Here is a 25,360-nt window from a genome sequence, read left to right on the forward strand (position 1 = left end):
GAATGAACACCGCGTACGGGCTCGCCGGAGTCGTGCTGGTCGTCGTCGCCACGATCCTCATCGGCGTGCTCGGACGCATCTCCCGCACCACCTCCGACTTCTACGTGGCGTCCCGCACGGTCACGCCGCTGCGCAACGCGTCGGCGATCGGCGGCGAGTACCTGTCGGCCGCGTCCTTCCTCGGCATCGCCGGGCTGATCCTCGCCCACGGGGCCGACATGCTGTGGCTCCCCGTCGGCTGGACGGGCGGCTACCTGGTCCTGCTCGTCCTGGTGTCGGCGCCGCTGCGCCGCTCGGGCGCCTACACGCTGCCCGACTTCGCGGAGGCGCGGCTGGAGTCCATGGCGGTGCGCCGCGTCGCCAGCATCCTGGTCGTGCTGATCAGCTGGCTCTACCTGCTGCCGCAGTTCCAGAGCGCCGGGCTGGTGCTGCGGACGGTCACGGGCGCGCCGGTGTGGACGGGCGGCGTCCTCGTCGCCGTGGTCGTCGCCGTCAACGTGCTCGTCGGCGGCATGCGCAGCGTCACGCTCGTCCAGGCGTTCCAGTACTGGATGAAGCTCACCGCGCTCGCCGTCCCGCTGGTCTTCCTGCTGCTGGCCTGGCAGTACGACGGCGCGCCCGGCCTGAAGGCGGACACGCCGCCGCAGTTCTCCGACCGCACGACCGTCTCCGTCGGCCTCGCCGTCACCGTCGACGTCGCCGACCCCGTCCAGGTCGTCGTGGACGGACGGGTGGACGGGCGGTCCCACGAGAACGCCTCGCTCACCCTGCACCCCGGCCGGCACCACATCGCGCAGAACACGTCCGTCACCTTCCCCGCCGGCGCCGACGTGCCCCACGTCAGCGACAGGCCCGCCGCCACCGACCGCCAATGGGCCATGCCGCTGGACGGCCACCCCCACTCGCTCTACGCCACGTACTCGCTGATCTTCGCGACGTTCCTTGGGACGATGGGGCTCCCGCACGTCCTCGTGCGCTTCTACACCAACCCCGACGGGAGGGCCGCGCGCCGGACCACCGTGATGGTCCTGTCCCTGCTCGGCGCCTTCTACCTGCTGCCCGCCGTGTACGGGGCGCTCGGACGCCTGTACACCCCGGAACTGCTGATGACCGGACGGGCCGACGCCGTCGTCCTCACCCTGCCCGGACGGCTCATCGGCGGCATCGGGGGCGACCTCCTCGGCGCGCTGGTGACCGGGGGCGCGGTCGCCGCGTTCCTGTCGACCTCGTCGGGGATCACCGTGTCCGTCGCCGGGGTGATCGCCCAGGACATCCTGCGCGGCGGCGTGCGGTCGTTCCGCGCCGGGACGCTGCTCGCCCTCATCGTCCCGCTGGCGCTGGCCGTCGCGGCGCGCTCGCTCCCCGTCGCCGACGTCGTGGGGCTGGCGTTCGCCGTCGCCGCGTCCACGTTCTGCCCGCTGCTCGTCCTCGGGGTCTGGTGGCGGCGGCTGACCGTCCCGGGCGCGCTCGCCGGCCTCATCGCCGGCGGCGCCTCGGCGGGCACCGCGGTGATCGTGACGATCGCGGCCGGCCCGCCGGAGGGGCTCATCGGCGCGCTGCTGGCCGAGCCCGCCGCGTGGACGGTCCCGATCGCGTTCACCACCATGATCGTCGTGTCGCTGTGCACGCCGGGACGGGTACCGCCCGGTGTCGCGCGGATGATGGTGCGCCTGCACACTCCGGAGTCGCTCGCCGTCGACCGCGGGACGTGGCGTCCCAAACGGGTCTGACCGTTCATCGTGCGAAATGAACCGTTCGTCGACGGGGAGCGCAGACCGGCGACGATGAACGGCAGCTGACCGCAGCCCTCCGCCCGCCCCCTCGATCGTTCTCGGGCACCTCCATAGCGTGGCGCGTGACCGGCGTCACAACAGAGGAGGGGCGGTCGTGTCCGTCGATAAGAACGCCTCCGGCACCGTCTATGAACGGTTCCAGGGCACCGAGGAGTTCCAAGAACTCCGGCGCAGATTCCGCAAGTTCGCATTCCCCATGACCATCGCGTTCCTCGCCTGGTACCTGCTCTACGTCGTGCTCTCGGGGTGGGCGCGCGGCTTCATGGGCACGGAGCTCTTCGGCGCCGTCAACTACGGGCTCATCTTCGGGCTCCTGCAGTTCGTCAGCACGTTCGGCATCGCGTACCTGTACTCGCGGCACGCCGGGCGCAACCTCGATCCCGTCGCCGACAAGATCCGTGGCGACATCGAGGCGGAGGAAGCGCAGAACTCCGGAACCGCGGAGGACGGCCGATGAGTAACGAAACCCTGTCGATTCTCCTGTTCCTCACCTTTGTTGCCGCCACCCTCGCGATCACCGTGTGGGCGAGCCGCAACACCAAGGACGCCACGGACTTCTACGCCGGCGGCCGCTCCTTCTCCGGCGCGCAGAACGGCCTTGCGATCGGCGGCGACTACATGTCCGCCGCGTCCTTCCTCGGGATCGCCGGCCTGATCGCGCTGTACGGCTACGACGGCTTCCTGTACTCCATCGGGTTCCTGGTCGCCTGGCTCGTCGCGTTGCTGCTCGTCGCCGAGCTGCTGCGGAACTCGGGCCGGTTCACGATGGCGGACGTCCTGGCGTTCCGGATGAGCCCGCGTCCCGTCCGCACCGCCGCCGGGGTCTCCACCATCACCGTGTCGATCTTCTACCTGCTGGCGCAGATGGTCGGCGCGGGCGCCCTGGTCGCCCTGCTGTTCGGCTTCACCAGCGAGTTCGCCAAGGGAGCCACGATCGCGCTGGTCGGCGTGCTGATGATCGTGTACGTGGTGTTCGGCGGGATGAAGGGCACCACCTGGGTGCAGATCGTCAAGGCCGTCCTGCTGATGACCGGTGCCGCCCTGGTCACGCTGCTGGTGCTGGTCGAGTTCGGCTTCAACCTGTCCAGCCTGCTCAACGACGCCGCCGAGCAGAGCGGCAAGGGCGAGGCGTTCCTGGACCCGGGGCTGCGCTACGGCACCGAGGAGCAGGGCCTGTCCGGCAAGCTCGACCTGATCAGCCTCGGCCTCGCCCTCGTCCTCGGCACCGCCGGACTGCCGCACATCCTGATCCGCTTCTACACCGTCCCCACGGCCCGCGACGCCCGCAGGTCCGTGATGTGGGGCATCGGCCTCATCGGCACCTTCTACCTGTTCACCCTCGTCCTCGGCTTCGGCGCCGCGGCCCTCGTCGGCAGCGAGGAGATCGCCGCGGCCAACCCGGCCGGCAACACCGCCGCACCGCAGCTCGCCGAACGCATCGGTGAGATCATCTTCGGGGACGCCGGCGGCACGATCCTCCTCGCGGTCATCGCGGCGGTCGCGTTCGCGACGATCCTGGCGGTCGTGGCCGGCCTGACGCTGGCCTCGTCCTCGTCCTTCGCGCACGACCTGTACGCCCACGTGTTCCGCAAGGGCAAGGCCACCGAGCGGGACGAGGTCCGTGTCGCCCGCATCTCCGCCTTCGTCATCGGCGCCGTCGCGATCGTGCTCGGCATCTTCGCCCAGCGCCTCAACGTCGCGTTCCTCGTCGCCCTGGCGTTCGCGGTCGCCGCGTCCGGCAACCTCCCCGCGATCCTGTACAGCCTGTTCTGGAAGCGGTTCAACACCTCGGGCGCCGTCTCGGCCATCTACGGCGGCCTCGGCGCGGCGCTCTTCCTGGTGACCTTCTCCCCGGTCGTCTCCGGCGACGAGCAGGCCCTGTTCACCGACTCCGACTGGAGCTGGTTCCCGCTCAGCAACCCGGGGCTCATCTCCATCCCGTTCGGTTTCCTGTGCGGCTACATCGGCACGATTCTCAGCAAGGAGTACAACGCGCAGAAGTACGCCGAGATCGAGGTCCGCTCCCTCACGGGCGCGGGCGCCGAAAAGGCGACCAAACACTGAATCCTTCTCCTCCGCGCGTCCCACCCCTTGCCCGGAGGAGGAACAGGGTCCACCCGGACCCGCCGCGCGGGCGACCGTCGCCCGGTTCCGCGCGGTCCGCGGCCCCGCCCCCCGCCCCGGGGCGGGGCTCGGTCACATGTTGCGGGCGCCGGATCTGATCGCGTCGCGGATCCTGGCATAGGTGCCGCAGCGGCAGATGTTGCGGAGCTCGTCGAGATCGGCGTCGGTGATGTCGCGGCCTTCGGACCGGACCTGGCGGACCTTGGCCACGGCGGACATGATCTGTCTTGGCTGGCAGTAGCCGCACTGGGCGACGTCCCGCTCCAGCCAGGCCTCCTGCATGGGGTGGAGGTCGCGGCCCACGGTGGCGGGAAGGCCCTCGATGGTGACGACCTCGTCGTCCGGGCCGACCTGGGAGACCGGCACAGAACAGATGTTGACCGCCTTGCCGTTGACGTGGGAGGTGCAGGCCTGGCAGACGCCGATGCCGCAGCCGTACTTGGGGCCGGTGACGCCGAGCAGGTCGCGCAGCACCCATAGCAGGCGGACGTCGTCCTCGGCCTGCACGGTGATCTGCTCGCCGTTGAGCCTGAAGGTGTGAGTCGGCACGTCGGGCTCCTCTAGAAGGCGCGGTCAAGGCCGTCGGTCGGGGACTGCGGGGTGGACGGCTCCAGCGGGAAGGGATCGAAGGAGAGCGTGGCGTGGTTGATGGGGAACCGGGTCGGCATCGTCCCGGTGGCGCGGGCGTACGCGCAGGCCACGGCGGCCAGGGCCGGGGCCACCGCGAGTTCGCCCGCGCCGCCGGGCTCGTCGCCGCTGGGCGGCATGACGATCACGCGGGTCTCCAGCGGGGTGTTCCACTGGCGGGTGTAGAAGTCGTTGTCCCAGCTGCCTTCGAGCGGGATGCCGTCCTTGATGTGCAGGCTGGAGGTGAGCGCCATCGCGATGCCGTCGCTCAGGCCGCCGATCATCTGGGCGTCCAGCCCGCGCGGGTTGATCGGCAGTCCCACGTCCACCACGACCAGGGCGCGCGTCACGCGGGGCCCGGTGACGCCGTTCCTGATCGGGCGGTCGACGGTCTCGGGACGGCAGTCGAGCTCGACGAGGACCGCGCAGGCGGACCGGTACTCGGCGGCCAGGGCGATGCCCTGGGCGACTCCGTCGGGCAGGGACCGCCCCCAGTCGCCCTCGGAGGCCGCCTTGTCCAGGACGGCGCGCGTCTTGGAGTGCTCCAGGAACCGACGGCGGAAGGCCACCGGGTCCTCGTCCAGTTCGGCGGCGAGCCGATCCACGACCAGTTCCCGTGCGCACACCACGTTCGGTGAGTAGACGTTGCGCATGCTCCCGGTCTTGAACTTCAGCGGCACCTCGGTCAGCGTCTGCCTGGTCTGGCCGAACTTGTAGGGCGTCGACTGGCTCAGATGGAAGAAGACCTGGGCGATGGCGTCGTTGACGACGATCGGGATGTCGGCCGCGTTGGCGGTGACCATGTCGCCGAAGCCGTGGCTGAAGCTGGTCTGGGTGCTGACGTGCCGCTGCTCGTAGCCGACCACGTCCCCGCCGCGGTAGGCGGCGCGGACACGGGAGACGCTCATCGGATGCGTGCGTCCCTGGCGGACGCTGTCTGTCCGGGACCAGGACAGCTTGACCGGTTTGCCCATCTTCTTGGAGATATCCGCCGCCTCCACCGCCGCGTCGGTGTGCAGCCGCCGCCCGAACGAACCGCCACCCTCCACCACGTGCACCTTGACGGCCGACACCGGCAGGCCCAGGCGCTTGGCGATCTCGCTCTGCGCGTCGCCCGGGACCTTCAGGCTGGCCCAGATCTCGGCACCGCCGGCGCGCACGTCCGCGACCGCGACGTCAGGTTCCAGCGGGGAGTTGCTGGCGAACATGAAGGCGAACTCGGCGTCGACGGTCTTGCTGAACAGCGGCGGGCCCGACACCCTCGGCACCGCCTTGCGCAGCTTGGCCAGCACCGTGTCGTCGGACTCCCCGGCCACCGGACCGGGACGCCAGGTCACCTCCAGGGCCCTGACCGCGTCGATGCACTGGCCGAACGTCCGCCCGCGCACCGCCACCCCGTGCTTGAGCGCCGCGACGTCGGTGATCCCGGGCATGGCCCGCACGGCCGCGGCATTGCCCACCGACTCGACCGTCCCGTCGATGGTCGGCGGTCGCCGCACCATCGTCGGCAGGGCGTCCGGGACGTCCAGGTCCATGGCGAACTTCTTGCGTCCCGTCACGGCGGCCAGGGCGTCCACCCGGTTCGTCGGCTTGCCCACGACGGTGAACCGGGACATCGTCTTCGGCGACGCCGAGACCCGGGTGGTGCGCGACACCGCGGCGGCCTTCGCCAGCGACCCGTAGGACGCCCGCCTGCCTCCGCCCAGCACCGCACCGTCCTCGGTGGTGAGCTTGGACGCGTCCACGCGCCAGGCTCGCGCGGCGGTCGCCACCAGCCGCCTCCGCGCGATCGCCGCGGCCGTCCGCACCGGCGTGTAGAGCGAGCGGACCGATGTGGAGCCGCCGGTGAACTGGTTGAACAGCAACTCGGGCCGGGCGTCGGAGAGGCTGACGGTGACCTTGTCCAGCGGGAGGTCCAACTCCTCGGCGATCAGCATCGCCACGGTCGTGGTGATGCCCTGCCCCACCTCGGCACGGGGCAGGGCGAACGACGCCGTGCCGTCCTCGTGCACCTGGACGGCCACCAGCCCCGACGTCGGCGCCGACGCGAGCCGCACCAGGTCACCGACGTCGAAGACCTCCTCCGGCTGGGGAAGGGACGGCCCCCGCGCCTCGGCCGGATCACCGGTCCACTGCACGGCGACGGCCAGTGTCGGCGCCGTGATCAGATAGCCGAGGAACCTCCGGCGCCGCGGCCCCTCGCCGGGTTCGTTCGATCGTGGAGGATCGTGCTCCATGGGGCCTCCGGGCGGTCGGGGCGGGATGTAACTGCCCGCTTACTAGGGAACGCGGCAAGCATGGCATACCGCCGCCCTCCTTTGAAGACTTTATTGGCGTATCGCCAATAAGACGACGCAGACCGCCGCGGGTCACGCGGCGTTGATCCAGGAGCGGACGCGGCCGGCGGGCTCGGCGGCTCTCGCGCTCTCAAGATCTTCTATTGCTTGGCACCGCGTCGGTAACGTAGTGCGGGGCGCGGTCGGTCGGAGGGGGAGCATGGGGTACGGGAGTCACGCGAAGCGTGGTGTGCTGGCTGTCATAGGCGGCACTGTTCTGCTGACCGGTATCGCGCTGCTCGTCCTGCCGGGGCCGGGGATGCTCCTGGTACTGGCCGGGCTGCTCATTCTCGCGCGCGCGATCCCGTCCGTGGAACGGTTCGTCGAGCCGGTCCGGGTACGGGCGATCCAGGCGGCCGAGGAGAGTGTGACCTCGTGGTGGCGCCTCACCGGCTCGGTGCTGACGGGGCTGGCCCTGATCGGCGCGGGCGTGGTGTGGGGTCTGGATCCGCGGCTGCCGAGCGTCGGGTGGCGGCTGCCGCTCGGCGGATGGAGCACCGGATCGGGCCTGATCCTGTCCGGGATCATCATCTTCGCCCTCATGTACTGGAGCTTCCGGCGCGTCAGGGCGCGGCGGCCCGGCTGACCTCCGCCGCGCCGAGTTTCACGCCGCGGAATTGATCCGGGCGGCGGGGTATGACCGTGCAATGGGTATGGGCATTGTTCTTCGACTCCTCGTCGCCGCGGGACTCGCGGCGGACGCCGTCATCCACTGGCGTTTCGCGCCTGACATGGCACCGGGACCCAACACCCCCACCGACACCATCCCGGGGGACACGCTGTTCTACGGCCAGGCCGCCGCGGCCGCCGCGGCGGCCGTGCTCGTCCTGGTGTGGGCGCGCAGGTGGACGTACGCGATCGCGTTCCTGGTCGCCGCGAGCGCGGCCGGCGCCGTCATCCTCTACTACTTCGTCGATGTCGGGCAGCTGGGCCCGCTGCAGAACATGTACGACCCGTCCTGGTACATGGACAAGACGATCAGTCTCGCGGGCGAGGGCGTCGCGGCGCTCGCGGCGCTCATCGGCTTCTTCACGGTCAAGCGGACGCGGGACCGGGAAGCGGAACCCGTTCCCTACCCGTGACGCCCGGTGGAGTGGACGCCGGAAGGCCGCATCCGGCCGCATGCCGCCGGATGCGAGGGCGCCCGCAGGGGACAGTGGATATCGTTGCGTCTCCTGGCCCGCGGAGAGTCCCATGCCACCGAATTTCGACACCGGCGTCCCCAATATCGCCCGGATCTACGACGCGATGCTCGGCGGCAAGGACAACTTCGCCGCCGACCGGGACGCCGCCGACCGGCTGACCGAGGTGGAGCCGCTGGCGCCCCTGTACGCGCGCCAGCACCGGGAGTTCATCGGACGGGCCGTGCGGCTCGTGGCCGGGTACGGGATCCGCCAGTTCCTCGATGTCGGGACCGGTCTGCCCACCATGGACAACGTTCACCAGATCGCCCACCGGCAGGTGCCCGGCTCGCACGTGGTGTACGTCGACAACGACCCGAACGTGTGCGCCCATGCCCGTGCGCTGCTGGCCGACGATCCCGGTACCGTCGCGGTCGTCGAGGAGGACCTGCGGCGTCCGGAGGCGATTCTCGCCCATCCCGAGACCCGCCGCCTGATCGCCTTCGACGAGCCGCTGTGCGTGCTTGTCACGGCCGTCCTGCATTTCATTGCCGACACCGATGATCCGCACCGGTCGATCAGGGTCCTCACCGAGGCGATGTGCCCGGGAAGCCATCTGGTCATCTCCCATATCACCGATGAGGAGGTGCGCCGGACGAGGCCGGACGACAACCGGACGGGAATGGACGTGTTCGCGAAGAGCAACGCCCCCATGCATCCGAGGAACGTCCCCGATATCGAACGGTTCCTGGACGGCCTGGAAAAGCTCGATCCGGGTCTCGCGTGCATTTCAGAATGGGCCGCGCCGGCCCCCTCGGTCATCCGGGACGACCTTCGCGACACCTGGCTCGGAGCGGTGGCGCGCAAGCCCTGATCAGGGGGCGGTGACCGTCATCGGGAGGGACGCGAACCCCCGGATGTGGATGGACTGGCGGCGCCGTCCGGCGGAAGGGTTCAGATCGTAGTCGGCCACCCGGTCCACGATCTCTTCCAGGACGATCCGCGCCTCAAGCCGGGCCAGCGCCGCACCCAGGCAGAAATGCGGGCCGCTGCCGAAACTCGCCATTTCGGCGGTGTCCCGGTCCAGGTCGTACTCCTCTGCCCTTTCGAAGACCCTCGGGTCCCGGTTCGCCGCGCCGGGGAGCAGCATGATCCGGCTGCCGGCGGTCAGCCGCGTCCCGTGCAGTTCGACGTCCTCGGTGAGGGTCCGCAGCTGGGTCGGCGCGGGGGTGTCGTAGCGCAGAGTCTCCTCGACCCACCCGGCGACCCGGCCGTCGAACGCCTTGGCCCGCTGGTCGGGGTGCCGCCACGCCCAGTACACGGCGTTGCCGAGGAGGTTGGCGGTCGTCTCGTTCCCCGCCCCGACCAGCAGGTGGAGGAACGCGATGATCTCCTCGTCGGTCAGCGAGGACTCGTCCACGGCGGCGTCCAGCAGCGCGGAGGCCAGGTCGTCCCGCCGGTGCCGATGCCGGTCCGCCACGATCTCGGCGAAATGCCCCACCAGTTCCAGGAGCGCGGTGGCGCCCTCCTGGCTGATCTCCTGCGTCCCCGGTTCGCGGTGCAGCGCCGCGTCCGCCAGCCGGCGCAGCTCGGGCCGGTCCGCCTCGGGGACGCCGACCAGCTCGGAGATGACGTCGGTGGGCAGCGGCGCCGCGATGTCGGTGACCAGGTCGAACTCGCCGCGTTCCAGCGCCGCCTCGAGATGGCGCCGGGCGATCGCCCGGATGCCGGTCTCCAGCTCCGCGATCCGCCGGGGCGTGAACGCGCGCGACACCAGCCGGCGCATCCGGGTGTGCTCGGGCGGGTCCATCGCGATGAACGACATCGCCTTGCGCGCCTGCGGTCCCCAGGCCCGCTGCTCCAGCAGCGGCCCGTTGGCACTGGAGAACCGCGTGGCATCGCGGAACGCGGAGACCACGTCGGCGTGGCGGGACAGCGCCCAGAAGTCCAGCTCCTCGCTCCGGTAGAGCGGCGCCTCCTCGCGCAGCCGCGCGTACACGGGGTAGGGGTCCGCGTCGGCCTGGACGAAATCGTAGGGATTGAACTCCACGCCCACGTGCGGCCTCCCTGTCGCCTGGTGACCACCATCTCCCGACTCGTTCCCGAACACCACACCATGATCGTCAGGCGACCGATAGCGGCCAGCGGCCGCGCACCGCCGGCGCGGCCCGGTGAGCCGCATGCGGCCCGGCCCACGGGGTAGCCCCCGCGGTATGAACATCGCCGACGTCACCATCGATCTTGAAGATGCGGCGCTGCCGGGTGATCTGGCCCTTCCGGACGAGCCCGGCGGTGTGGTGCTGTTCGCGCACGGCAGCGGAAGCTCGCGGCACAGCCCGCGGAACCGGGCCGTCGCGGCCGGCCTCAACGACGCGGGGATCGGCACCCTGCTGATCGACCTCCTCACCGCGCAGGAGGACGAGGTCGACGTCGCCACCGGCGAGCTGCGCTTCGACATCGCCCTGCTCACCCGGCGCCTGGTCGGCGCGATCGACTGGCTCGCCGCCGCGCCGCCGACGGCCGGGTCGCCGATCGGCCTGTTCGGCGCGAGCACCGGGGCCGCCGCCGCCCTGGCCGCGGCGGCGCGACGTCCTGGACGCGTCGGCGCGGTGGTGTCCCGCGGAGGCCGCCCCGATCTGGCCGGGGACGCCCTCGAACGCGTCAGCGCCCCGGTGCTGCTCATCGTCGGCGCACGGGACCCGCAGGTCCTGCGCCTGAACGACGACGCGGCCGGACGGATGCACGCCGCCGAGCACAAGCTGGAGGTCGTCCCGCGCGCCTCGCACCTGTTCGAGGAACCCGGCACGCTCGAACAGGTGACGAACATGGCCGCCCGCTGGTTCGACCGCTACCTCACCCAACCCGCCACGGTGCCCTGACCACACGCCCCGGGGTTCCGAGCGCAGTGGGCCGTTACTGCATGGGCAGCGAGCGTTTGAGGATCTTGCCGGTGGGACTGGTCGGCATCTCGTCCACGAACCAGATCCGCCGCGGGTACTTGTAGGCGGCGACGCGCTCCCGGACCCACAGGCGCAGCTCGTCCGCGCCCGCGGGGGCGCGCAGCGCCACGGCCGCTGCGATCTCCTCGCCGAGCTCCGGATGGGGGAAGCCGATGACGGCGGCCTGGCGCACCGCGGGGTGCTCGTACAGGACCTCCTCGACCTCCCGGGGATACACCGTGTAGCCCGCCCGGATGATCACGTCGCGACGGCGGTCGACGAGGAAGAAGAACCCGTCGTCGTCGACCCGGCCCAGGTCGCCGGTGTGGAACCAGCCGTCGCGGATCGCCTCCGCGGTGGCCTCCGGGTTGTTCCAGTAGCCCTTCATGACGTTGGGCCCGCGCACGAGGATCTCCCCGATCTCGCCGCACGGCAGCTCCCGGCCGTCGTCGCCGACCACCCGCATCTCCACCTCGCGGACGGGCCGCCCGATCGACCCCTGGCGGCGTCCCTCGCCGCCCCGGTTGGACGCCGACAGCGGGGACGTCTCGCTCAGCCCGTAGCCCTCGATGATCGGGCAGTCGTACCGGGTCTCGTACTCGCGCAGCACGTCCAGCGGCATCGCCGAGCCGCCGGACACGCAGATCCGCAGCAGCGACAGGTCCGACACGCCCGGCTGGTCGAGCAGCGCGATGTACATCGCCGGGACGCCCTGGAACACCGTCACGCCGTCCCGCCGGATGATCTCCAGGGCGCGGCCCGCGTCGAACCGGGGGAGCAGCGTGAGCCGCCCGCCCGCGTGGATCGTGGCGTTGAGCGCGCACGTCTGGCCGAACGCGTGGTACAGCGGAAGCGCGCCGAGGACGACGTCGTCCACCCCGAGCGCGAGCATCCGCGCCACCGTCGCGGCGTTCCCGCGGAGGTTGGCGTGGGTCAGCTCGATCCCCTTGGCCCGTCCCGTCGTCCCGGCGCTGTAGAGGATCACCGCGGTGTCGCCGGCGTCCCTCGCGCAGACCTCGTGGTCGGCCGGCATCGTGCGCAGCAGCCGCCGGAACTCGCCCGGCACCACGAACATGTAGTCGGTGCGCGCGTCGGCCGTCCCCGCCTCGACGGTCTCGGCGTAGGCGTGCCAGGCGATCACCAGCCGGGCCCCGCTGTCGTCGAGGTACGCGGAGATCTCCCGCCGTTTCAGCAGCGGATCGAGCGGGACGACCACCGCCCCGATCCGCAGGGCGCCGTAGTAGACGACGGCGAATTCGGGGACGTTCGGGAGCATCACCGCGACACGGTCGCCCGGCCGGATCCCGCGCCGCCGCAGCAGCACACCCATCCGCGCGCTCATCAGCTCCAGCGCGTGATAGCTGAGCTCCTCCCGGTCAAGCGTGAGAACCGTCCGCCCGCCGAGCCGTTCGGCGGCGGCCCGGAGCCGCTCAGCGAGGTTCATGGGCCGACGGTACGTCGGCGTCCCCGTCCGTCTCATTGGTCGCGGAGACCAGTCTTTCCCGCCCGGGATTGGTGGCCGGTGGCCGGGCGGCTGCTGGTCGGGTCCTCGGTGGCCGGGTGCTCGGTGACTTGGTGACCGGTGGCAGCACGTCCTGAAGGGCGATGGCGACCAGCAGATCGACCAGGTCGGTGAAGTGCCGGAGGTTGCGCCCGGTCCGCTCCTGGATGCGGCGGAGCCGGTACTGGGCGGTGTTGTGGTGGATCTGCAGCTGCTCGGCGGCGGCGCGCAGGTTGAGGTCGGCGGCGGCGAACGCCCGGATCGTCGCGGTCAGCACCCCGCCGCGCATCCGGTCCTCCGACAGCAGTTCCGCGACCCGGGGGTCGACGAGATGCCGGGCGGTGTCGTCGGCGCGCAGCGCCATGTACTCGAACGGGGAGATCCGCGGCAGCGCCGCCACGCCGCCGTCCTCGGGCAGGAACTCCAGTATCCCCCGCGCCTCCTGGTAGGCGCGCGGGATCTGCCCCGTCCCCTCGACCACCGTGCTGATGCCCATCGCCAGCACGATGCCCTCGGCGAGGAGGTCCTTCTGGACGGACTGGAGCCGGTCGCACAGCTTCTCCGGGTCGCCGCCGGGCCCGAGCGCGGGCACGGCGACGATCTCCGCCTGCCGGACGACCGAGAGCGTGCGGTGCTTGGTGATCCCGGTCCGGGCGATCGCGGCGCACGCGGCGTGCCGGGCGTCCGCCTTGATGTCGGCCCCGACCAGCACGGCCGCCACCACCACCAGCGGGGCGCGGGTGTCGGGGTTCAGGCCGTGCGCGTGCGCGGTCGCGAGCTGCGGCCCGCGGGTGGGCGCCTCCCCGTCCAGCAGCAGCTCCACGAGGTCGCGGCTCTCCCGGACGGTCTCCGCGGCGGCGTACTGGTGGAACTCGGCGTAGGCGTTGGCGGCGTGCGTGCTGGCGAAGTCGCAGTACCGCATCAGCGGGGACGCCAGCGTCAGCGCCGCCTCGTGCCCGGCGTACGACCGGCCGGCGTGCTCGACGACCGCCTCCCAGAAGACCTGCTGGCCGACGCGGAACGCGTTGATGTAGTCGGCCAGGTCGAATCCGGCCTGGGCGCGGCGCATCGACGCGCGGCGGGTGAAGGCGATGTCCTCGAACGTGACCGTGCGTTCCTCAAGGAGGACGGCGAGCTTGGTGCGGTAGTGCCTGACCACCTGCTCGCGGACGTCGGCGCGGAACTCGGCGCCCCTCGCCTCGTAGGCGGGGATCTCCCGCCGCATGGTCTCGACGGCCTTGTCCGCCAGATCGCCGACGACATCGAGCAGTTCGGCGAGTATTCGTGAGCGTTCGGTACGGAGAGTCTCCGTACCGCTGAGCGTTCCCGTGCCGAATGCAGCGGACATGTGCGGATGATTGCTGGCTATCTCCCCAGCGTCAACGGTCCGTGACATGTCCGAGATGCACGCTGTGCGGCACGGACAATACCCAGGTCGCATCTTGGGTTCCCGTGCCCAATGTGCGTCCTGAGCGGCGGATTTTACGGTGAGGGCCCTGCACCAGAACACCGTTCTGTGGTGACCGCCCGCGCTCAGGAGGCCGGATGCTGGACGTTCACGATCTTACCGTCCGCTTCGGCGGCATCACCGCACTGGGGGGTGTCGGCTTCGCCGTGCGGAGCGGTGAGATGGTCGGCCTGATCGGACCCAACGGTGCCGGCAAGACCACCTTGTTCAACTGCCTGACCCGCCGGTACGACGCGGACGGCGGCACGGTCACCTACGAGGACGGCGCCCAGAACAAGCGGGACCTCCTGACCGTCCCTCCGCACGCCATCGCCGCGCTCGGCATCGCCCGCACGTTCCAGAACCTCGGGCTGTTCCAGCGGATGTCCGTGCGGGACAACGTGATGGTCGGCGCGCACCCCCACGGCAGGGCCGGGTTCGTCGGCGCGAGCCTGCGGCTGCCGTCCGTCCGCGGTGAGGAGCGGAGGCTGCGCGGCGAGGCCGGCGAGCTGCTCAAGCGGCTGGACCTGGCCGGCATCGCCGACCATCCCGCCGCCGGGCTGCCGTTCGGCATCCTCAAGCGGGTCGAGCTGGCCCGCGCGCTGGCCGCCAAACCGCGGCTGCTCCTGCTGGACGAGCCCGTCAACGGCCTCAGCCACGGCGAGATCGACGAGTTCGCCGGCTGGCTCCAGTCGATCCGCGACGACTTCGACGTGACCGTGATCGTCGTCGAGCACCACATGGGGTTCGTGATGGGCACCTGCGACCGGGTCGTCTGCCTGGACTTCGGCAAGAAGATCGCCGAGGGCTCGCCCGAGGAGGTCCAGCGCGATCCCGCCGTCATCGAGGCCTACCTGGGGACCGCGGCATGAGGGAGCCGAAGAGCGCCCCGGAGGCGAGCGGGGAGCACAGCATGAGCGAGGCGAAGGAATCGACGGAGACCGCGGCCGAAGGCGCCGGCCAGGGCTACCTGGAGGTGGACGACCTCCATGCGGGCTACGGCGACGTGCGCGTCCTGCACGGGGTGAGCCTGCGGGTCGGCAGGGGCGACATCTGCGCGATCCTCGGGCCGAACGGGGCGGGCAAGACGACCCTCCTGCGGGCGCTGTGCGGGATGATCCGCGGGCGCGGCGCCGTCCGCCTCGACGGAAGCCCGCTGCCCGCGCGCTCACCGGACGCCGTGGCGCGGCGCGGGGTGGCGCACGTCCCCGAGGGACGCGGGACGTTCATGCCGCTGACGGTCGAGGAGAACCTGCGGCTCGGCGCGTACGCACGGCGGAACCGGGCCGAGGTCCAGGCCGACATGGAACGTGTCTACGGCTACTTCCCGGTGCTGAAGGAGCGGTTCAAGCAGGAGGCGGGCAGCCTCAGCGGCGGCGAGCAGCAGATGCTCGCGATCGGGCGGGCGCTGATGTCGCGGCCCCGGCTCCTGCTGCTGGACGAGCCGTCCCTCGGCCTGGCCCCGCTGGTGGTCAGGGAGCTGTTCGGCATCGTCCAATCGATCAACCAGGAGGAGCGGACCACCGTGGTCGTCGTGGAACAGAACGCACATCTGGCCCTGGGCATCGCCGGGCAGGCGCACGTGCTGGAGAGCGGCCGGATCGTGCTGTCGGGGTCGGCGGCGGAGATCAAGGCCGACGAGCAGGTCGCCCAGTCCTACCTCGGATACCGGATCTAGACATGGCCGACTTCCTGCAGCAGTTCGTGGCGGGGCTGGGCGCCGGCGCGATCTACGCGAGCCTGGCCCTCGCGCTCGTGCTGATCTACCAGTTCACCGGCATCGTCAACTTCGCCCAGGGCGAGCTGGCCATGTTCGCGACCTACATCGCCTGGACGTTCGTCAACGCCGGCATGTCGTTCTGGCTCGCGCTGGTCCTCACGCTGGCGATCTCGTTCGCCGGAGGCATGCTGATCGAACGGGTGATCATCCGGCCGGTGGAGGGCGCCCCCGTGCTGACCCTCGTGATCGTCACCGTGGGGCTGTTCATCTTCGTCAACGCCGCGGCGGGCTGGATCTGGACGTTCCTGATCAAGGACTTCCCCAACCCGTTCCCGTCCGGTGCGTTCCGCGCCGGCGGGGTCAGCCTCGGCTACTCCACGCTCGGCGTGCTCGCCGTGGTGGGCGGCGTGATGGGCCTGCTCTACCTGCTGTTCCGCTACACCAAGGTCGGCCTCGGCATGCGCGCGGTGGCCACCAACCCCGACTCGGCGCGGCTGGTCGGCATCCGGGTCGGCTGGATGCTGGCGTTCGGCTGGGGCCTGGCCGCCATGGTCGGCGCGGTGTCGGGCGTCCTCGTCGCGCCGCTGCTGTTCCTGGAGCCCAACATGATGGGCGGCGTCCTGATCTACGCGTTCGCCGCGGCCACCCTCGGCGGCTTCGACAGCCCGCTCGGCGCCGTGGTCGGCGGCCTGATCGTCGGCGTCGCCGAGACGCTCGCCGGGTCGTACGTGGACGCCATCGGCTCCGACCTGAAGATCGGCGTACCGCTGGCGATCATCCTCGGCGTCCTGCTGTTGCGCCCCCAAGGCCTGTTCGGACGAGCGGCGGTGGAGAGAGCATGAGCGAGTCCGTGGAAGCCACGCAGACCACGCGGGCGGAGGCGGCAGAGCCCGCCGGGCGGCGGACCGGGCCGGAGACGCCACGGGAACGGATCGTCGCGTCAGGCGTGAGCCAATGGCGGCGGATCCTGTTCGGCGTCTTCCTGCTGCTGGCGGTGGCGGCGCCGTTCCAGCTGGTCCCGTTCCGGGTCTTCCAGCTCACGATGGTGATGGTCTACGCGGTCGCGCTGATCGGGCTGAACCTGCTGGTCGGCCACGCCGGGCAGATCTCCCTGGGCCACGGGGCGTTCTTCGCGGTCGGCGCGTACGGCGCGGCCATCATGATGTTCCACTGGGAACTGCCCTACCTGCTGACGTTCCCGCTCGCGGCCGCGCTGGCGTTCGTGATCGGGCTGGCGTTCGGGATTCCGGCGACCCGGCTCCACGGGCTGTATCTGGCCTTGGTCACGCTCGCCATAGCGATCTTCCTCGTCCCGCTGCTGAAGCGGTTCGAGTCGGTGACCGGCGGGTCGATGGGCCTCACGCTGGAGAAGCCGGAACCGCCCGGATGGACGGGACTCGCGCCGGACCAGTGGCTGTACTTCCTGGCCCTGGCCGGGACGCTCCTCGCGTCCGCGGCGGCGTACTTCCTGCTGCGCTCGCGGGTCGGCCGGGCGCTGCACGCCGTCCGCGACAACGAGGCGGCGGCCGAGGTCATGGGCGTCAAGCCCGCCTCCTACAAGCGGCTCGCGTTCGCCTGGAGCGCGATGTTCGCGGGCGCGGCGGGCTGCCTCTACACGTGGACGATCGGGTTCGTCTCGCCCGACTCCTTCACCGTGAACCTCTCGATCACGCTGCTGGCCGGGATGGTGATCGGCGGCCTCGGCTCGGCCTGGGGGCCGCTGCTCGGCGGCCTGTTCGTGATGTTCGTGCCGAGCCTGTCCCAGGACCTCAACAAGGCGGCGCCGGGGGTCATCTTCGGGCTGCTGATCATCACGGTGATGTACGTCGCCCCGACCGGGCTGGCCGGACTGGGCGGACGTACCGAGCAATGGCTCAAGAAGAAGCTCGGCAGGATCCTCCGGAAAGGGTAAGGGCATGCGTCGATCAACGGGAAGCGGCCGGTCACTGCGAGGCGGCGGGTCAGTGCGAAACCGGGGGATGCTGCGGCGGGGAACGGCGGTGTCGGCGGCCGTGCTGCTGGCGGCGACGACCGCGGCGGCCTGCGGCGGGCGCGGCGACGACGGCGGCGGCACCGCCTCCGGTGAGTGCGAGGGGCAGCAGACGACCGGTATCACCGACTCCACGATGAAGCTCGGCGGCATCTACCCGCTGTCCGGCCCGGCCTCCGCCTACGGCGACATCCCGAAGGGCATCAAGGCCTACTTCGACTACGTCAACGCCGAGAAGAACGGGCTCGACGGCCGCAAGGTGGAGTTCGTCGTCCGCGACGACGGCTACCAGCCGCCCAAGGCGGTCGAGGAGGCCCGCCGGCTCGTGGAGCAGGAGCAGGTGTTCGCGCTGTTCCAGACCCTCGGCACGCCGTCGACGACGGCGACCTGGGACTACGCGAACCAGCGGAAGGTGCCGCAGGTCTTCGTGGCCACCGGCGCCTCCAAGTTCGGCAGCGACGACAAGCATCCGTGGACCATCGGCTGGCAGCCGAACTACGTCTCCGAGGGGCGGGTCTACGCCCAGCACCTGAAGACGGAGAAGCCGGAGGCCAAGGTCGCGGTCCTGTTCCAGAACGACGACTTCGGCGAGGACCTGCTGGGCGGCTTCAAGAAGGCGATCGAGGGCAGCAAGATCAAGATCGTCCAGGAGAAGAGCTACGAGGTCACCGACCCGAGCGTCGAGCCGCAGATGCGCGACCTGGCGGGTTCGGGCGCCGACGTGTTCCTCAACATCACCACGCCGAAGTTCGGCTCCCAGGCCCTGGCCGCCGACGCCAAGATCACGGACTGGAACCCGCTGCACATCCTGAACAACGTCGCCGCGTCCGTCACGGTGCTGAAGCCGGTCGGATTCGAGAACGTCCAGGGCGTCGTGTCCTCCACGTACTACAAGGACCCGAACGACCCGCAGTGGGCGGACGACGCGGAGATGAAGCTCTACAAGGAGAAGATGAAGAAGTACGCGCCGGGCGCCGATCCGGCCGTTCCGTACCACGCCTTCGGCTGGGCGGTGGCCAGCAGCTTCCACAAGACGATGGACGCCGCCGAGTGCAAGACCCGCGAGGGCCTGCGCGACTCGGTGCGCAGCCTGAACAACGTCGAGGTGCCGATGCTGCTGCCCGGCGTGACCATGCAGACCGGCGAGGGCGACGGCTTCCCGATCGAGTCCATGCAGATGATGGAGTTCAAGGACGAGCGCTGGTCCCTGACCGGCGAGGTCATCGACACCCGCAAGCAGTTCGGCCCGGTCGGCGAGTGACCACCCACGCCACCCCACCGCCGGCCCGGCTGCCCGAGCAGCCGGGCCGGCGGCCTTTTCACCGGCTCACGGGGCAGGCTGCGCGGGGGTGTCGAACCAGGTGCAGCCTTCGGGGCGGGGTTTGTCTCGGCCGTATTCGGAGCAGGGGAGGGCGGCCAGGACCTTCATGAGGTTGCCGAAGGGGGAGAAGATCGTCCAGCCGGACGGATGCTCGCAGTCCGGGAGGGTGGCCGGGTCGGATCTGACCGTGCCCCAGGACGAGGTGTTGTCCTGCCAGCAGTTGCCGTCGCCCTGCTCGTCCCACCACACGTCCAGGCCGTTGGGGAGGGTCCGGCCGTCCGGCGCGACGCCGAAGGTGTTGTTCGTGTAGCGGTTGCGGTGCGAGGTGTCGCGGAACTTCAGCAGGTCGTTCTCGCCGCGGAGCGGGGCCGGTACCCAGATCTGCCGGAAGCCGCTGCGCCAGTTGTCGTACAGGCGGTTGTGCACGTAGTCGTTGTCGTTGCCGCCGCCCAGGAGGAGCCCGGTGCCGACAGGGACGGGCGGGGCGGGGCAGACGACGCCGCGTTCGTGGCCCCGGTCCCTGGGGAGCTTGGCGCAGGTGCCGTCCCAGACGTTGCCGTAGTAGTTGACGTTGTTGCTGTGGATCAGGTTGTTCTCGAACGTCGCGTGGTTCTGCGGCAGGCCCGGGTGGCCGGGGAAGGCGCTGTCCATCGAGACGCCCGCCGAGTTGTGGTGGAACGTGTTGTCGTGCGCGTAGACGGAGTCCCCGGCGGTGCCCGAGTAGCCCAGTGCGTTGTGGTGGGAGTCGCAGCGCTGGATCTCGATGGAGTGTCGGCGGCCGTTGAGCGGTGAGGCCGAGCCCGGGTAGATCCCGGCGTCGCCGTTGTGGTGGCCTTCGCAGTCGGTGTAGAGGCCGTGGTCGCTGGCGAAGGTGAGGAAGCCGTACTCCTCGTTCCACCGGGCCAGCGCTCGGTCGATCACGAAGCCGTCCTGCTCCAGGATGTAGACGCCGTTGAACTCGAACAGCTGCGTGGTGATGTTGCGCAGGTAGAAGCCGTCCGCGCGGTCCGAGCGGATCCCGTTGAGCTTGGCCCACGTCCCGTCGGGCCTGAACCCGCCCTCGATGACGACGTCGGTGATCTCACGGCCGGTTCCCTCCAGCTGGAGATCGCAGCGGGGGCTGTCGCACGAGTAGTCGTCGTCGTCCGGGGTCTCGTCTCCGAAGACCGCGACGAGCTGCTGGAGGTTCGGGCAGGCGTACTGCTGGGCGTAGGTCAGGAGGTCCTGCCCCTCCAGCGGGGCGCACTCCGGGCTCGGGGCGGCCCGGCTCGGCTCCTCGCGGTACGTGCCGGGCAGCACGTAGATCGTCGTGCCGCGCTCGGTGACGTCGTTCACCGCCGCCTGGATGTGCCGGTACGAACATTCGGCGAGGAGCCGCTCGTTGAGCGTCTTCAGCCGGCCGGTGTAGCCCTCGATCAGCCGGGCCGACTCCGGTTTGCACACCACCAGCCGGGGTGAGGCCGGCGCCTCGCGGTAGGCGGGGACCTTCCCCGTCCCCGCCGGAAACCTGACCTCGCGTTCGGCGTGGGCGAGTGCCGGGGCGGTCATCAGCCCCAGGACCACGGCGAACACGACTGCGACGACTGCGGTGCGCTTGCCCATGCCCGGGAATATGAACGGCATTCGCAATCTTGCCCAGACCCGCCCACCGGCCACATCGGGCCATCCGGTCCCGCGCGCCCCGGTAGGTCACCGGTCTCCGCGAGAAGTCGCACGGGAAACGGGGCGGGCTCGGAATCCGGTGGAATTCCGAGCCCGGTTCGTTGCGGTGCCGCGTTCACGGGGAGCCGGTCGGGGGAGCCGCTCGTCAGTCGTCGGGGTAGTCCGGGTTGTTGCCCGTCGGGATCTCGATGCTGATGGGGAGGTTTCCTCCGGACAGGACGAGCAGGGCCGCCACGCGGAGGATCTCGTCGAAGAGCCAGTAGAACTGCTGCAGGAGCCCAGGCCCGTCCTCCAGTTCGAGCAGGCCCTCGCGGACCCGGATGAAGGGCTCCCAGGCGACCTCGAAGACCGTGTCCCAGAAGGGGTACCTGCGGATGTGCAGCCATTCGGCGATCTCGTCACCGAGCACGTACCGGGTGAGCGCGCCGAGGATGGGCTTGGTGACGTACTTGAGGGGGCCGCCCGGGACGATCGTGGCCAGGTTGAGCAGCATGTCGGCCAGCTTGATGCCCTCGGGCGTCGGGGCCAGGATCGGGTCCAGGACCTGCCTGGCCTGGGCGTTGGCCTCGTCCCACGAGTTGGGGATGTACTCGTCCAGCACGCCGAGCAGGTGCGCGGTGACCTGCCAGGAGTGCAGGAAGGCCGCGGAGTCGTCGGCGGGGATCGGGATCTTCCACTTGACGAGGTTCTGCATGACCGTCGTGGGCAGGCTGTGCCAGGTGACCATGATGTCGGCCTGGCTGATCGGCTTCTCCTCGTCGGCGACCTTCTGCCAGTGCGGGGACTGCGGCAGCAGGTGGCGCACGCCCGCGTGCGCCAGCCGGGTCTTGACGCAGGTGACGATCATCTCGCCGTTGGGCTTGAAGGCGTTCGCCGTCCCGATGTCGTACCCGAGCTTGGCGGTCTTGGTGATGCGGTCCCTCATGTCCGCGCCGCCCTTGGAGTAGTACACGGCGCGCGCCTCGCGGGGGATGACCGTGCTCATCATCCCGCTGGCGAACCCGTAGGTCACCCCGAGGTAGAGGCCCCGCCTCTCGTTGAAGTCGACCGCCGCGTCGAGCTTGCCCTGGTCGGTCCAGGAGGGCATCTGCCGGGCCTGCTCGATCCAGTTGCGCAGTTCGGCCGGCAGCCCGCTCGGCAGCGTCTGGCCGTTCGTCCTCCAGGCCCTCAGCTTCTCGTTGACGGCGGGGACGCCGCCCCCGTCGAGCAGCGAGGCGACCAGCTGGTCGACCTCCGGGTCCCACACGCCCTTGGGGTCGGCGCCGGCGCCCGCGCCCGCCACCGAGCCCTTGGGGGACCACGTCCACAGCGCGGACGCCTGGGCGGGAGCCGCCGCGCTCAGCGCACCGAGTGCGCCCAGCGCCCCGCCGGTCATCAGCACGTTGCGCCTGCTGGGTGTTTCCATGACTTGCGCCTCCTCGGGGTGGAAGAGCACCGGCTGATACACTGAAACGTGGATCGCATCTGTGTATCATCGGTTGCTGGACACATTGTCAGCACACTGTCCCGACCCTGGCAAGACCTAGCGTGCCGATAGCCGGGGAGTGCGGCAGAATCGGTCATCTCGGGAGGGATCGTGGAACCTGTACTCTCCGTGCTCATGGCCGACTCCGGCCCGGATTCGCTGCTGGAACGCGCGTACGTCGACGCCGTCGAACAGGTCGACGAGATGGACGAGACCCGTGCTCGGATACTCGACGCGGCCTACGAGCAGTTCTCCCGGATGGGCCTCCAGCGGTCCACGATGGAGGACGTGGCCCGGCGCGCCGGCATCTCGCGGATCACCGTCTACCGGCGGTTCGCCACGAAGGATGCGGTGATCGAGCACGTGGTGCGGCGGGAGTTCCGCCGGTACTTCGACCGGTTCCTCGTCGAGATCAAGCAGGCCGAGACCGCCGCCGACCGGGTGGTGCTGGGGTTCGTCAGCTCGCTGCGCGCCATCCGGCGCAACCCCCTGATCGGCGGCCTGATGGAGACGGAACCGGACCTGGTCGTGCCGTCCATGATCGGGGACGGCGGGCGCACGCTCGCGACCGTGGGCCGGTTCGTCGCGGGGCAGCTCCGCCAGGAGCAACGCGCGGGCAACGTGTCGGACGACCTGGACACCGACTTCGTGGCCGAGATGATGGTCCGGATCTCCGCCTCCTTCCTCGCGATCCCCAGCCACCTCATCGACCTCGACGACGACGAGCAGCTCGCCGCGGTCGCCCAGCGGTTCCTCGTCCCCATGCTGGAACCGGGCACGCCCCGGATCGACCCCGTCACCCGTCCTCCGGGTCACGAGGCCGGATGACCCCTGAGCAGGCCTGAGGGAGAACGCCCGCCATACTTGGAGGAAAGTACCGACGGGCGGGCACATGTATGGCTGACGAGGTCACCGGCATCGTCGGGGCGGGCATCATCGGGCTCGCGCTGGGCCGGGAGATCGCCGGGCGGCGACCGGGGACGCGGGTCGTCGTCCTGGAGAAGGAGGACCGCGTCGCCGTCCACCAGACGGGGCACAACTCCGGTGTCGTCCACGCGGGCATCTACTACAAGCCCGGCAGTCTCAAGGCGGAACTGTGCACGCGGGGCAAGGCCATGCTGCGCGAGTACTGCGCGGAACGGCGGCTTCCCTACGACGAGTGCGGCAAGCTCGTCGTCGCCGTCGACGCGGAGGACGTCGCCCGCCTGGACGACCTGGAGGCGCGGGCGGGCGTGAACGCCGTCCCCGGCATGCGGCGCCTGGACGCGGCGGGCATCGGCGAGATAGAGCCGCACGCGACGGGACTGGCGGCGCTGCACTCCCCGCACACCGCCATCACCGACTTCACGCGGATCGCCCGGTCGTTCGCCGACGACATCGCCGCCGCGGGCGGCGAGATCCGGTTCTCCTTTCCGGTCACCGGGATCACGAGCGTGGGTGGCGGGCTGGAGGTCGCCTCCGGCGACGAGACCGTGCGGGTCGACAACCTGATCATCTGCGCGGGAATCCACGCCGACGTCGTCTCCGGCCTGGCGGGCGACGACCCCGGGCCGCGGATCATCCCGTTCCGCGGCGAGTACATGACCATCGTTCCGGAGAAGGCGCCCATGGTGCGCGGCCTCATCTACCCCGTCCCCGACCCGCGCTACCCCTTCCTCGGCGTGCACTTCACCCGGCGGGTGTCGGGCGAGGTCGAGGTGGGGCCCAACGCCGTCCTGGCCCTCGCCCGTGAGGGCTACCGCCGATCGGACGTGTCGCTGCGCGACCTGCGCGGCATCGCCGGCTGGGGCGGCACCTGGCGCATGGCACGGCGGCACTGGCGCACGGGCGTCCGGGAGATGCACGGCTCCCTGTCCAGGCGCGCCTACATGAAGGCGGCCCGGAGGTACGTCCCCGAGATCGGGGCGGGAGACGTCGTCCGCGCCGGGGCCGGGGTGCGGGCGCAGGCACTCGACCCCGACGGGAGCCTGGTCGACGACTTCCGCGTCCACCGGCTCGGCCCGGTCACCGCCGTCCGCAACGCCCCCTCGCCCGCCGCGACCTCGTCCATGGCCATCGCCGAGTACATCCTCGACGCCATCGAAGGCAAGGGCTGACCGCACCGCGCGGCCCCGACCCGGAGACGGACGCCTCCTAGCGCTCGGGGGCGGGGCCGGTGGAGTGGCGGATGGCCAGGTGGGAGGGGAGGATCACCCGGTCCCGGGGCGGGCGGACGCCGTGGCGGTCGCGCATGGCCAGGAGCATGTCGACGGCGGTACGGCCGGACTCCTCGAACTGGCCCGCGAGCGTGGTCAGCGGGGGAGAGCAGAAGTCCGCGCCGAAGATGTCGTCGTAGCCGACCACGCTGAGGTCGCCGGGTACGGACACGCCCCGTTCCGCGCAGCGGCGCAGGACGCCGATGGCGAGCAGGTCGTTGTGCGCGACCGCGGCGGTCGCGCCGGTCCCGAGCGCGGCGTCGGCCGCGGCGGCGCCGCCGGCCATGGTCGGGGGGAAGGGGCCGATCCGGCGGGCCGCGATGCCGTGCCGGCCGGCGGCCGGCGCCAGGGACTCCCAGCGGCGCGCACCCAGCCAGGAGCGGGGCGGTCCGCCGAGGAAGACGATCGAGCGGTGCCCCAGCGAGGCGAGGTGCTCGACGATCTGGCGGGTGCCCTCGGCGTGGTCGACGATGACGCTGGGCACGTCCGCGACCTCGCGGCTGATCAGGACGAGCCGGTGACCGGCCGAGAGCCCGGTGATCTCCTCGTCGGACATGCGGCTCGCCGCGATCACGAACCCGTCCACCGACGGCCCGAGCCGTTCGATGTTGCGCGCCTCGACCTCGGGTGACTCCTCGGTGTCGCCGACGATGAGCGTGCAGCCCGCGGCCCGCGCCTGGTGCTCCGCGCCCCGGATGACCCCGAAGAAGTGGGGGTTGGTGATGTCCGAGACGAACAGCGCGAGGGTGTCGGTCCGGCCGGAGGGCAGCGCGCGGGCCAGGGTGTTCGTGCGGTAGCCGAGCCTGGCGGCGACGTCGGCCACCCGTGCCGCGGTGGTGGCGTTGACGCGTCCGGGGTTGGACATCGCGCGCGACACGGTGGACGGCGACACCCCGGCCTCCTTCGCCACGTCGTAGATCGTCGGCCGCCCGCCGCCCGCCTTGCCGTCCGCCACCCGGCCACCTTCCGCTCGCCCTGCCGCACCGGCCCAGTCTTCCATGATGGAAAGTTTTGGCAACCGCTTGCCATCCCCCGAACAGTGATTTTAGGGTCAACGACACATTCGAGACATGTGGCGGGGGTCACAGCGGAACGCCGCCGCCCGAGCGAAGAACGGAT

Annotated in this window: 22 protein-coding genes; 14 read left to right on the top strand and 8 right to left on the bottom strand. The window is 70.8% G+C overall.

The features are described 5' to 3' along the window. The first annotated feature begins 2 nt into the window (after nucleotides 1–2). From E1281_RS05980 to E1281_RS05990, 3 genes are all read left to right on the top strand, one after another. The gene (locus E1281_RS05980) at nucleotides 3–1,730 is read left to right on the top strand and encodes a cation acetate symporter (RefSeq protein ID WP_131876133.1); all 1,728 of its coding nucleotides are present in this window, start codon (nucleotides 3–5) and stop codon (nucleotides 1,728–1,730) included. A gap of 157 nt (nucleotides 1,731–1,887) precedes the next feature. Further along, nucleotides 1,888–2,250: a DUF485 domain-containing protein gene (locus tag E1281_RS05985; protein WP_131876134.1), complete on the top strand. Its 363-nt coding sequence runs from the start codon at nucleotides 1,888–1,890 to the stop codon at nucleotides 2,248–2,250. Further along, nucleotides 2,247–3,857, top strand: coding sequence for a cation acetate symporter (locus tag E1281_RS05990; protein ID WP_131876135.1), 1,611 nt, complete (start codon nucleotides 2,247–2,249; stop codon nucleotides 3,855–3,857). Before E1281_RS05985 ends, E1281_RS05990 begins: the two co-directional genes overlap by 4 nt. Nucleotides 3,858–3,989: 132 nt before the next feature. Here E1281_RS05990 and E1281_RS05995 read toward each other — a convergent pair whose 3' ends face one another. Then, entirely contained in the window at nucleotides 3,990–4,466 is a 477-nt protein-coding gene (locus E1281_RS05995; protein WP_131876136.1) for a (2Fe-2S)-binding protein, read from the bottom strand. Nucleotides 4,467–4,477: 11 nt separating this feature from the next. Beyond that, complete coding sequence (locus E1281_RS06000; RefSeq protein WP_131876137.1) at nucleotides 4,478–6,781, bottom strand: molybdopterin cofactor-binding domain-containing protein; 2,304 nt, start codon at nucleotides 6,779–6,781, stop codon at nucleotides 4,478–4,480. Nucleotides 6,782–7,070: 289 nt separating this feature from the next. On the opposite strand from E1281_RS06000, the gene E1281_RS06005 reads away from it, so the two are divergent. The 3 genes from E1281_RS06005 to E1281_RS39990 all read left to right on the top strand — a co-directional run bounded on the left by E1281_RS06005 (nucleotide 7,071) and on the right by E1281_RS39990 (nucleotide 8,875). Beyond that, complete coding sequence (locus E1281_RS06005; RefSeq protein ID WP_243716637.1) at nucleotides 7,071–7,466, top strand: PGPGW domain-containing protein; 396 nt, start codon at nucleotides 7,071–7,073, stop codon at nucleotides 7,464–7,466. Nucleotides 7,467–7,533: 67 nt separating this feature from the next. Next, nucleotides 7,534–7,962: a hypothetical protein gene (locus tag E1281_RS39985; protein WP_165958803.1), complete on the top strand. Its 429-nt coding sequence runs from the start codon at nucleotides 7,534–7,536 to the stop codon at nucleotides 7,960–7,962. 112 nt (nucleotides 7,963–8,074) lie between these two features. After that, complete coding sequence (locus E1281_RS39990) at nucleotides 8,075–8,875, top strand: SAM-dependent methyltransferase (RefSeq protein ID WP_165958804.1); 801 nt, start codon at nucleotides 8,075–8,077, stop codon at nucleotides 8,873–8,875. Here E1281_RS39990 and E1281_RS06015 read toward each other — a convergent pair whose 3' ends face one another. Beyond that, nucleotides 8,876–10,057 carry a cytochrome P450 gene (locus tag E1281_RS06015; protein ID WP_243716639.1) on the bottom strand — a complete coding sequence of 394 codons (1,182 nt, stop codon included), beginning with the start codon at nucleotides 10,055–10,057 and terminating at the stop codon, nucleotides 8,876–8,878. It abuts the gene before it with no gap. Nucleotides 10,058–10,214: 157 nt separating this feature from the next. On the opposite strand from E1281_RS06015, the gene E1281_RS06020 reads away from it, so the two are divergent. Beyond that, nucleotides 10,215–10,880 (top strand): dienelactone hydrolase family protein, encoded by a 666-nt coding sequence (locus E1281_RS06020; RefSeq protein ID WP_131876141.1) that lies wholly within the window; start codon nucleotides 10,215–10,217, stop codon nucleotides 10,878–10,880. A gap of 34 nt (nucleotides 10,881–10,914) precedes the next feature. Here the strand turns inward: E1281_RS06020 and E1281_RS06025 are convergent, their stop codons facing one another. Next, nucleotides 10,915–12,384 carry a long-chain fatty acid--CoA ligase gene (locus E1281_RS06025; RefSeq protein WP_131876142.1) on the bottom strand — a complete coding sequence of 490 codons (1,470 nt, stop codon included), beginning with the start codon at nucleotides 12,382–12,384 and terminating at the stop codon, nucleotides 10,915–10,917. After that, nucleotides 12,371–13,789 (bottom strand): helix-turn-helix domain-containing protein, encoded by a 1,419-nt coding sequence (locus E1281_RS06030; protein ID WP_131876143.1) that lies wholly within the window; start codon nucleotides 13,787–13,789, stop codon nucleotides 12,371–12,373. The genes E1281_RS06025 and E1281_RS06030 overlap by 14 nt, the downstream gene beginning before the upstream one ends. A gap of 197 nt (nucleotides 13,790–13,986) precedes the next feature. Here E1281_RS06030 and E1281_RS06035 point away from each other — a divergent pair, with 197 nt between their 5' ends. Genes E1281_RS06035 through E1281_RS06055 form a run of 5 tightly spaced genes read left to right on the top strand, consistent with a single transcriptional unit; the run spans nucleotide 13,987 to nucleotide 18,859 of the window. Beyond that, the gene (locus E1281_RS06035) at nucleotides 13,987–14,760 is read left to right on the top strand and encodes an ABC transporter ATP-binding protein (protein ID WP_131876144.1); all 774 of its coding nucleotides are present in this window, start codon (nucleotides 13,987–13,989) and stop codon (nucleotides 14,758–14,760) included. Between the two features lie 41 nt (nucleotides 14,761–14,801). After that, nucleotides 14,802–15,566: an ABC transporter ATP-binding protein gene (locus tag E1281_RS06040; protein ID WP_131876145.1), complete on the top strand. Its 765-nt coding sequence runs from the start codon at nucleotides 14,802–14,804 to the stop codon at nucleotides 15,564–15,566. Between the two features lie 2 nt (nucleotides 15,567–15,568). Then, nucleotides 15,569–16,450: a branched-chain amino acid ABC transporter permease gene (locus E1281_RS06045; RefSeq protein WP_131876146.1), complete on the top strand. Its 882-nt coding sequence runs from the start codon at nucleotides 15,569–15,571 to the stop codon at nucleotides 16,448–16,450. Continuing rightward, a complete protein-coding gene (locus tag E1281_RS06050; protein ID WP_131876147.1) occupies nucleotides 16,447–17,520 on the top strand; it encodes a branched-chain amino acid ABC transporter permease in 1,074 nt (357 codons plus the stop codon). Before E1281_RS06045 ends, E1281_RS06050 begins: the two co-directional genes overlap by 4 nt. A 52-nt stretch (nucleotides 17,521–17,572) precedes the next feature. Next, a complete protein-coding gene (locus E1281_RS06055; RefSeq protein WP_243716642.1) occupies nucleotides 17,573–18,859 on the top strand; it encodes an ABC transporter substrate-binding protein in 1,287 nt (428 codons plus the stop codon). Nucleotides 18,860–18,925: 66 nt separating this feature from the next. Here E1281_RS06055 and E1281_RS06060 read toward each other — a convergent pair whose 3' ends face one another. Then, nucleotides 18,926–20,521 (bottom strand): right-handed parallel beta-helix repeat-containing protein, encoded by a 1,596-nt coding sequence (locus E1281_RS06060; protein WP_131876148.1) that lies wholly within the window; start codon nucleotides 20,519–20,521, stop codon nucleotides 18,926–18,928. 205 nt (nucleotides 20,522–20,726) lie between these two features. Further along, nucleotides 20,727–21,986: an oxygenase MpaB family protein gene (locus tag E1281_RS06065; protein ID WP_131876149.1), complete on the bottom strand. Its 1,260-nt coding sequence runs from the start codon at nucleotides 21,984–21,986 to the stop codon at nucleotides 20,727–20,729. Nucleotides 21,987–22,181: 195 nt separating this feature from the next. Here E1281_RS06065 and E1281_RS06070 point away from each other — a divergent pair, with 195 nt between their 5' ends. Together E1281_RS06070 and lhgO are read left to right on the top strand one after the other, a co-directional pair. Continuing rightward, nucleotides 22,182–22,874, top strand: coding sequence for a TetR/AcrR family transcriptional regulator (locus tag E1281_RS06070; RefSeq protein ID WP_131876171.1), 693 nt, complete (start codon nucleotides 22,182–22,184; stop codon nucleotides 22,872–22,874). A gap of 68 nt (nucleotides 22,875–22,942) precedes the next feature. After that, nucleotides 22,943–24,142: an L-2-hydroxyglutarate oxidase gene (gene lhgO, locus E1281_RS06075; RefSeq protein WP_131876150.1), complete on the top strand. Its 1,200-nt coding sequence runs from the start codon at nucleotides 22,943–22,945 to the stop codon at nucleotides 24,140–24,142. Nucleotides 24,143–24,179: 37 nt separating this feature from the next. Here the strand turns inward: lhgO and E1281_RS06080 are convergent, their stop codons facing one another. After that, nucleotides 24,180–25,196, bottom strand: coding sequence for a LacI family DNA-binding transcriptional regulator (locus E1281_RS06080; RefSeq protein WP_243716644.1), 1,017 nt, complete (start codon nucleotides 25,194–25,196; stop codon nucleotides 24,180–24,182). Between the last annotated feature and the right edge of the window lie 164 nt (nucleotides 25,197–25,360).

The sequence above is a fragment of the Actinomadura sp. KC345 genome (assembly GCF_004348515.1).
Taxonomy (GTDB): domain Bacteria; phylum Actinomycetota; class Actinomycetes; order Streptosporangiales; family Streptosporangiaceae; genus Spirillospora.

Bases quoted from the DNA above. Each gene is read 5' to 3' on its own strand.
- E1281_RS06070 (WP_131876171.1), top strand. From the start codon at position 22,182: ATGGCCGACTCCGGCCCGGATTCGCTGCTGGAACGCGCGTACGTCGAC.
- E1281_RS06050 (WP_131876147.1), top strand. From the start codon at position 16,447: ATGAGCGAGTCCGTGGAAGCCACGCAGACCACGCGGGCGGAGGCGGCA.
- E1281_RS39985 (WP_165958803.1), top strand. From the start codon at position 7,534: ATGGGCATTGTTCTTCGACTCCTCGTCGCCGCGGGACTCGCGGCGGAC.
- E1281_RS05990 (WP_131876135.1), top strand. From the start codon at position 2,247: ATGAGTAACGAAACCCTGTCGATTCTCCTGTTCCTCACCTTTGTTGCC.
- E1281_RS39990 (WP_165958804.1), top strand. From the start codon at position 8,075: ATGCCACCGAATTTCGACACCGGCGTCCCCAATATCGCCCGGATCTAC.
- E1281_RS06025 (WP_131876142.1), bottom strand. From the start codon at position 12,384: ATGAACCTCGCTGAGCGGCTCCGGGCCGCCGCCGAACGGCTCGGCGGG.
- E1281_RS06040 (WP_131876145.1), top strand. From the start codon at position 14,802: ATGAGCGAGGCGAAGGAATCGACGGAGACCGCGGCCGAAGGCGCCGGC.
- E1281_RS06000 (WP_131876137.1), bottom strand. From the start codon at position 6,781: ATGGAGCACGATCCTCCACGATCGAACGAACCCGGCGAGGGGCCGCGG.
- E1281_RS06020 (WP_131876141.1), top strand. From the start codon at position 10,215: ATGAACATCGCCGACGTCACCATCGATCTTGAAGATGCGGCGCTGCCG.
- E1281_RS06035 (WP_131876144.1), top strand. From the start codon at position 13,987: ATGCTGGACGTTCACGATCTTACCGTCCGCTTCGGCGGCATCACCGCA.
- E1281_RS05980 (WP_131876133.1), top strand. From the start codon at position 3: ATGAACACCGCGTACGGGCTCGCCGGAGTCGTGCTGGTCGTCGTCGCC.
- E1281_RS06060 (WP_131876148.1), bottom strand. From the start codon at position 20,521: ATGGGCAAGCGCACCGCAGTCGTCGCAGTCGTGTTCGCCGTGGTCCTG.
- E1281_RS06045 (WP_131876146.1), top strand. From the start codon at position 15,569: ATGGCCGACTTCCTGCAGCAGTTCGTGGCGGGGCTGGGCGCCGGCGCG.
- E1281_RS06030 (WP_131876143.1), bottom strand. From the start codon at position 13,789: ATGTCCGCTGCATTCGGCACGGGAACGCTCAGCGGTACGGAGACTCTC.
- lhgO (WP_131876150.1), top strand. From the start codon at position 22,943: ATGGCTGACGAGGTCACCGGCATCGTCGGGGCGGGCATCATCGGGCTC.
- E1281_RS06065 (WP_131876149.1), bottom strand. From the start codon at position 21,986: ATGGAAACACCCAGCAGGCGCAACGTGCTGATGACCGGCGGGGCGCTG.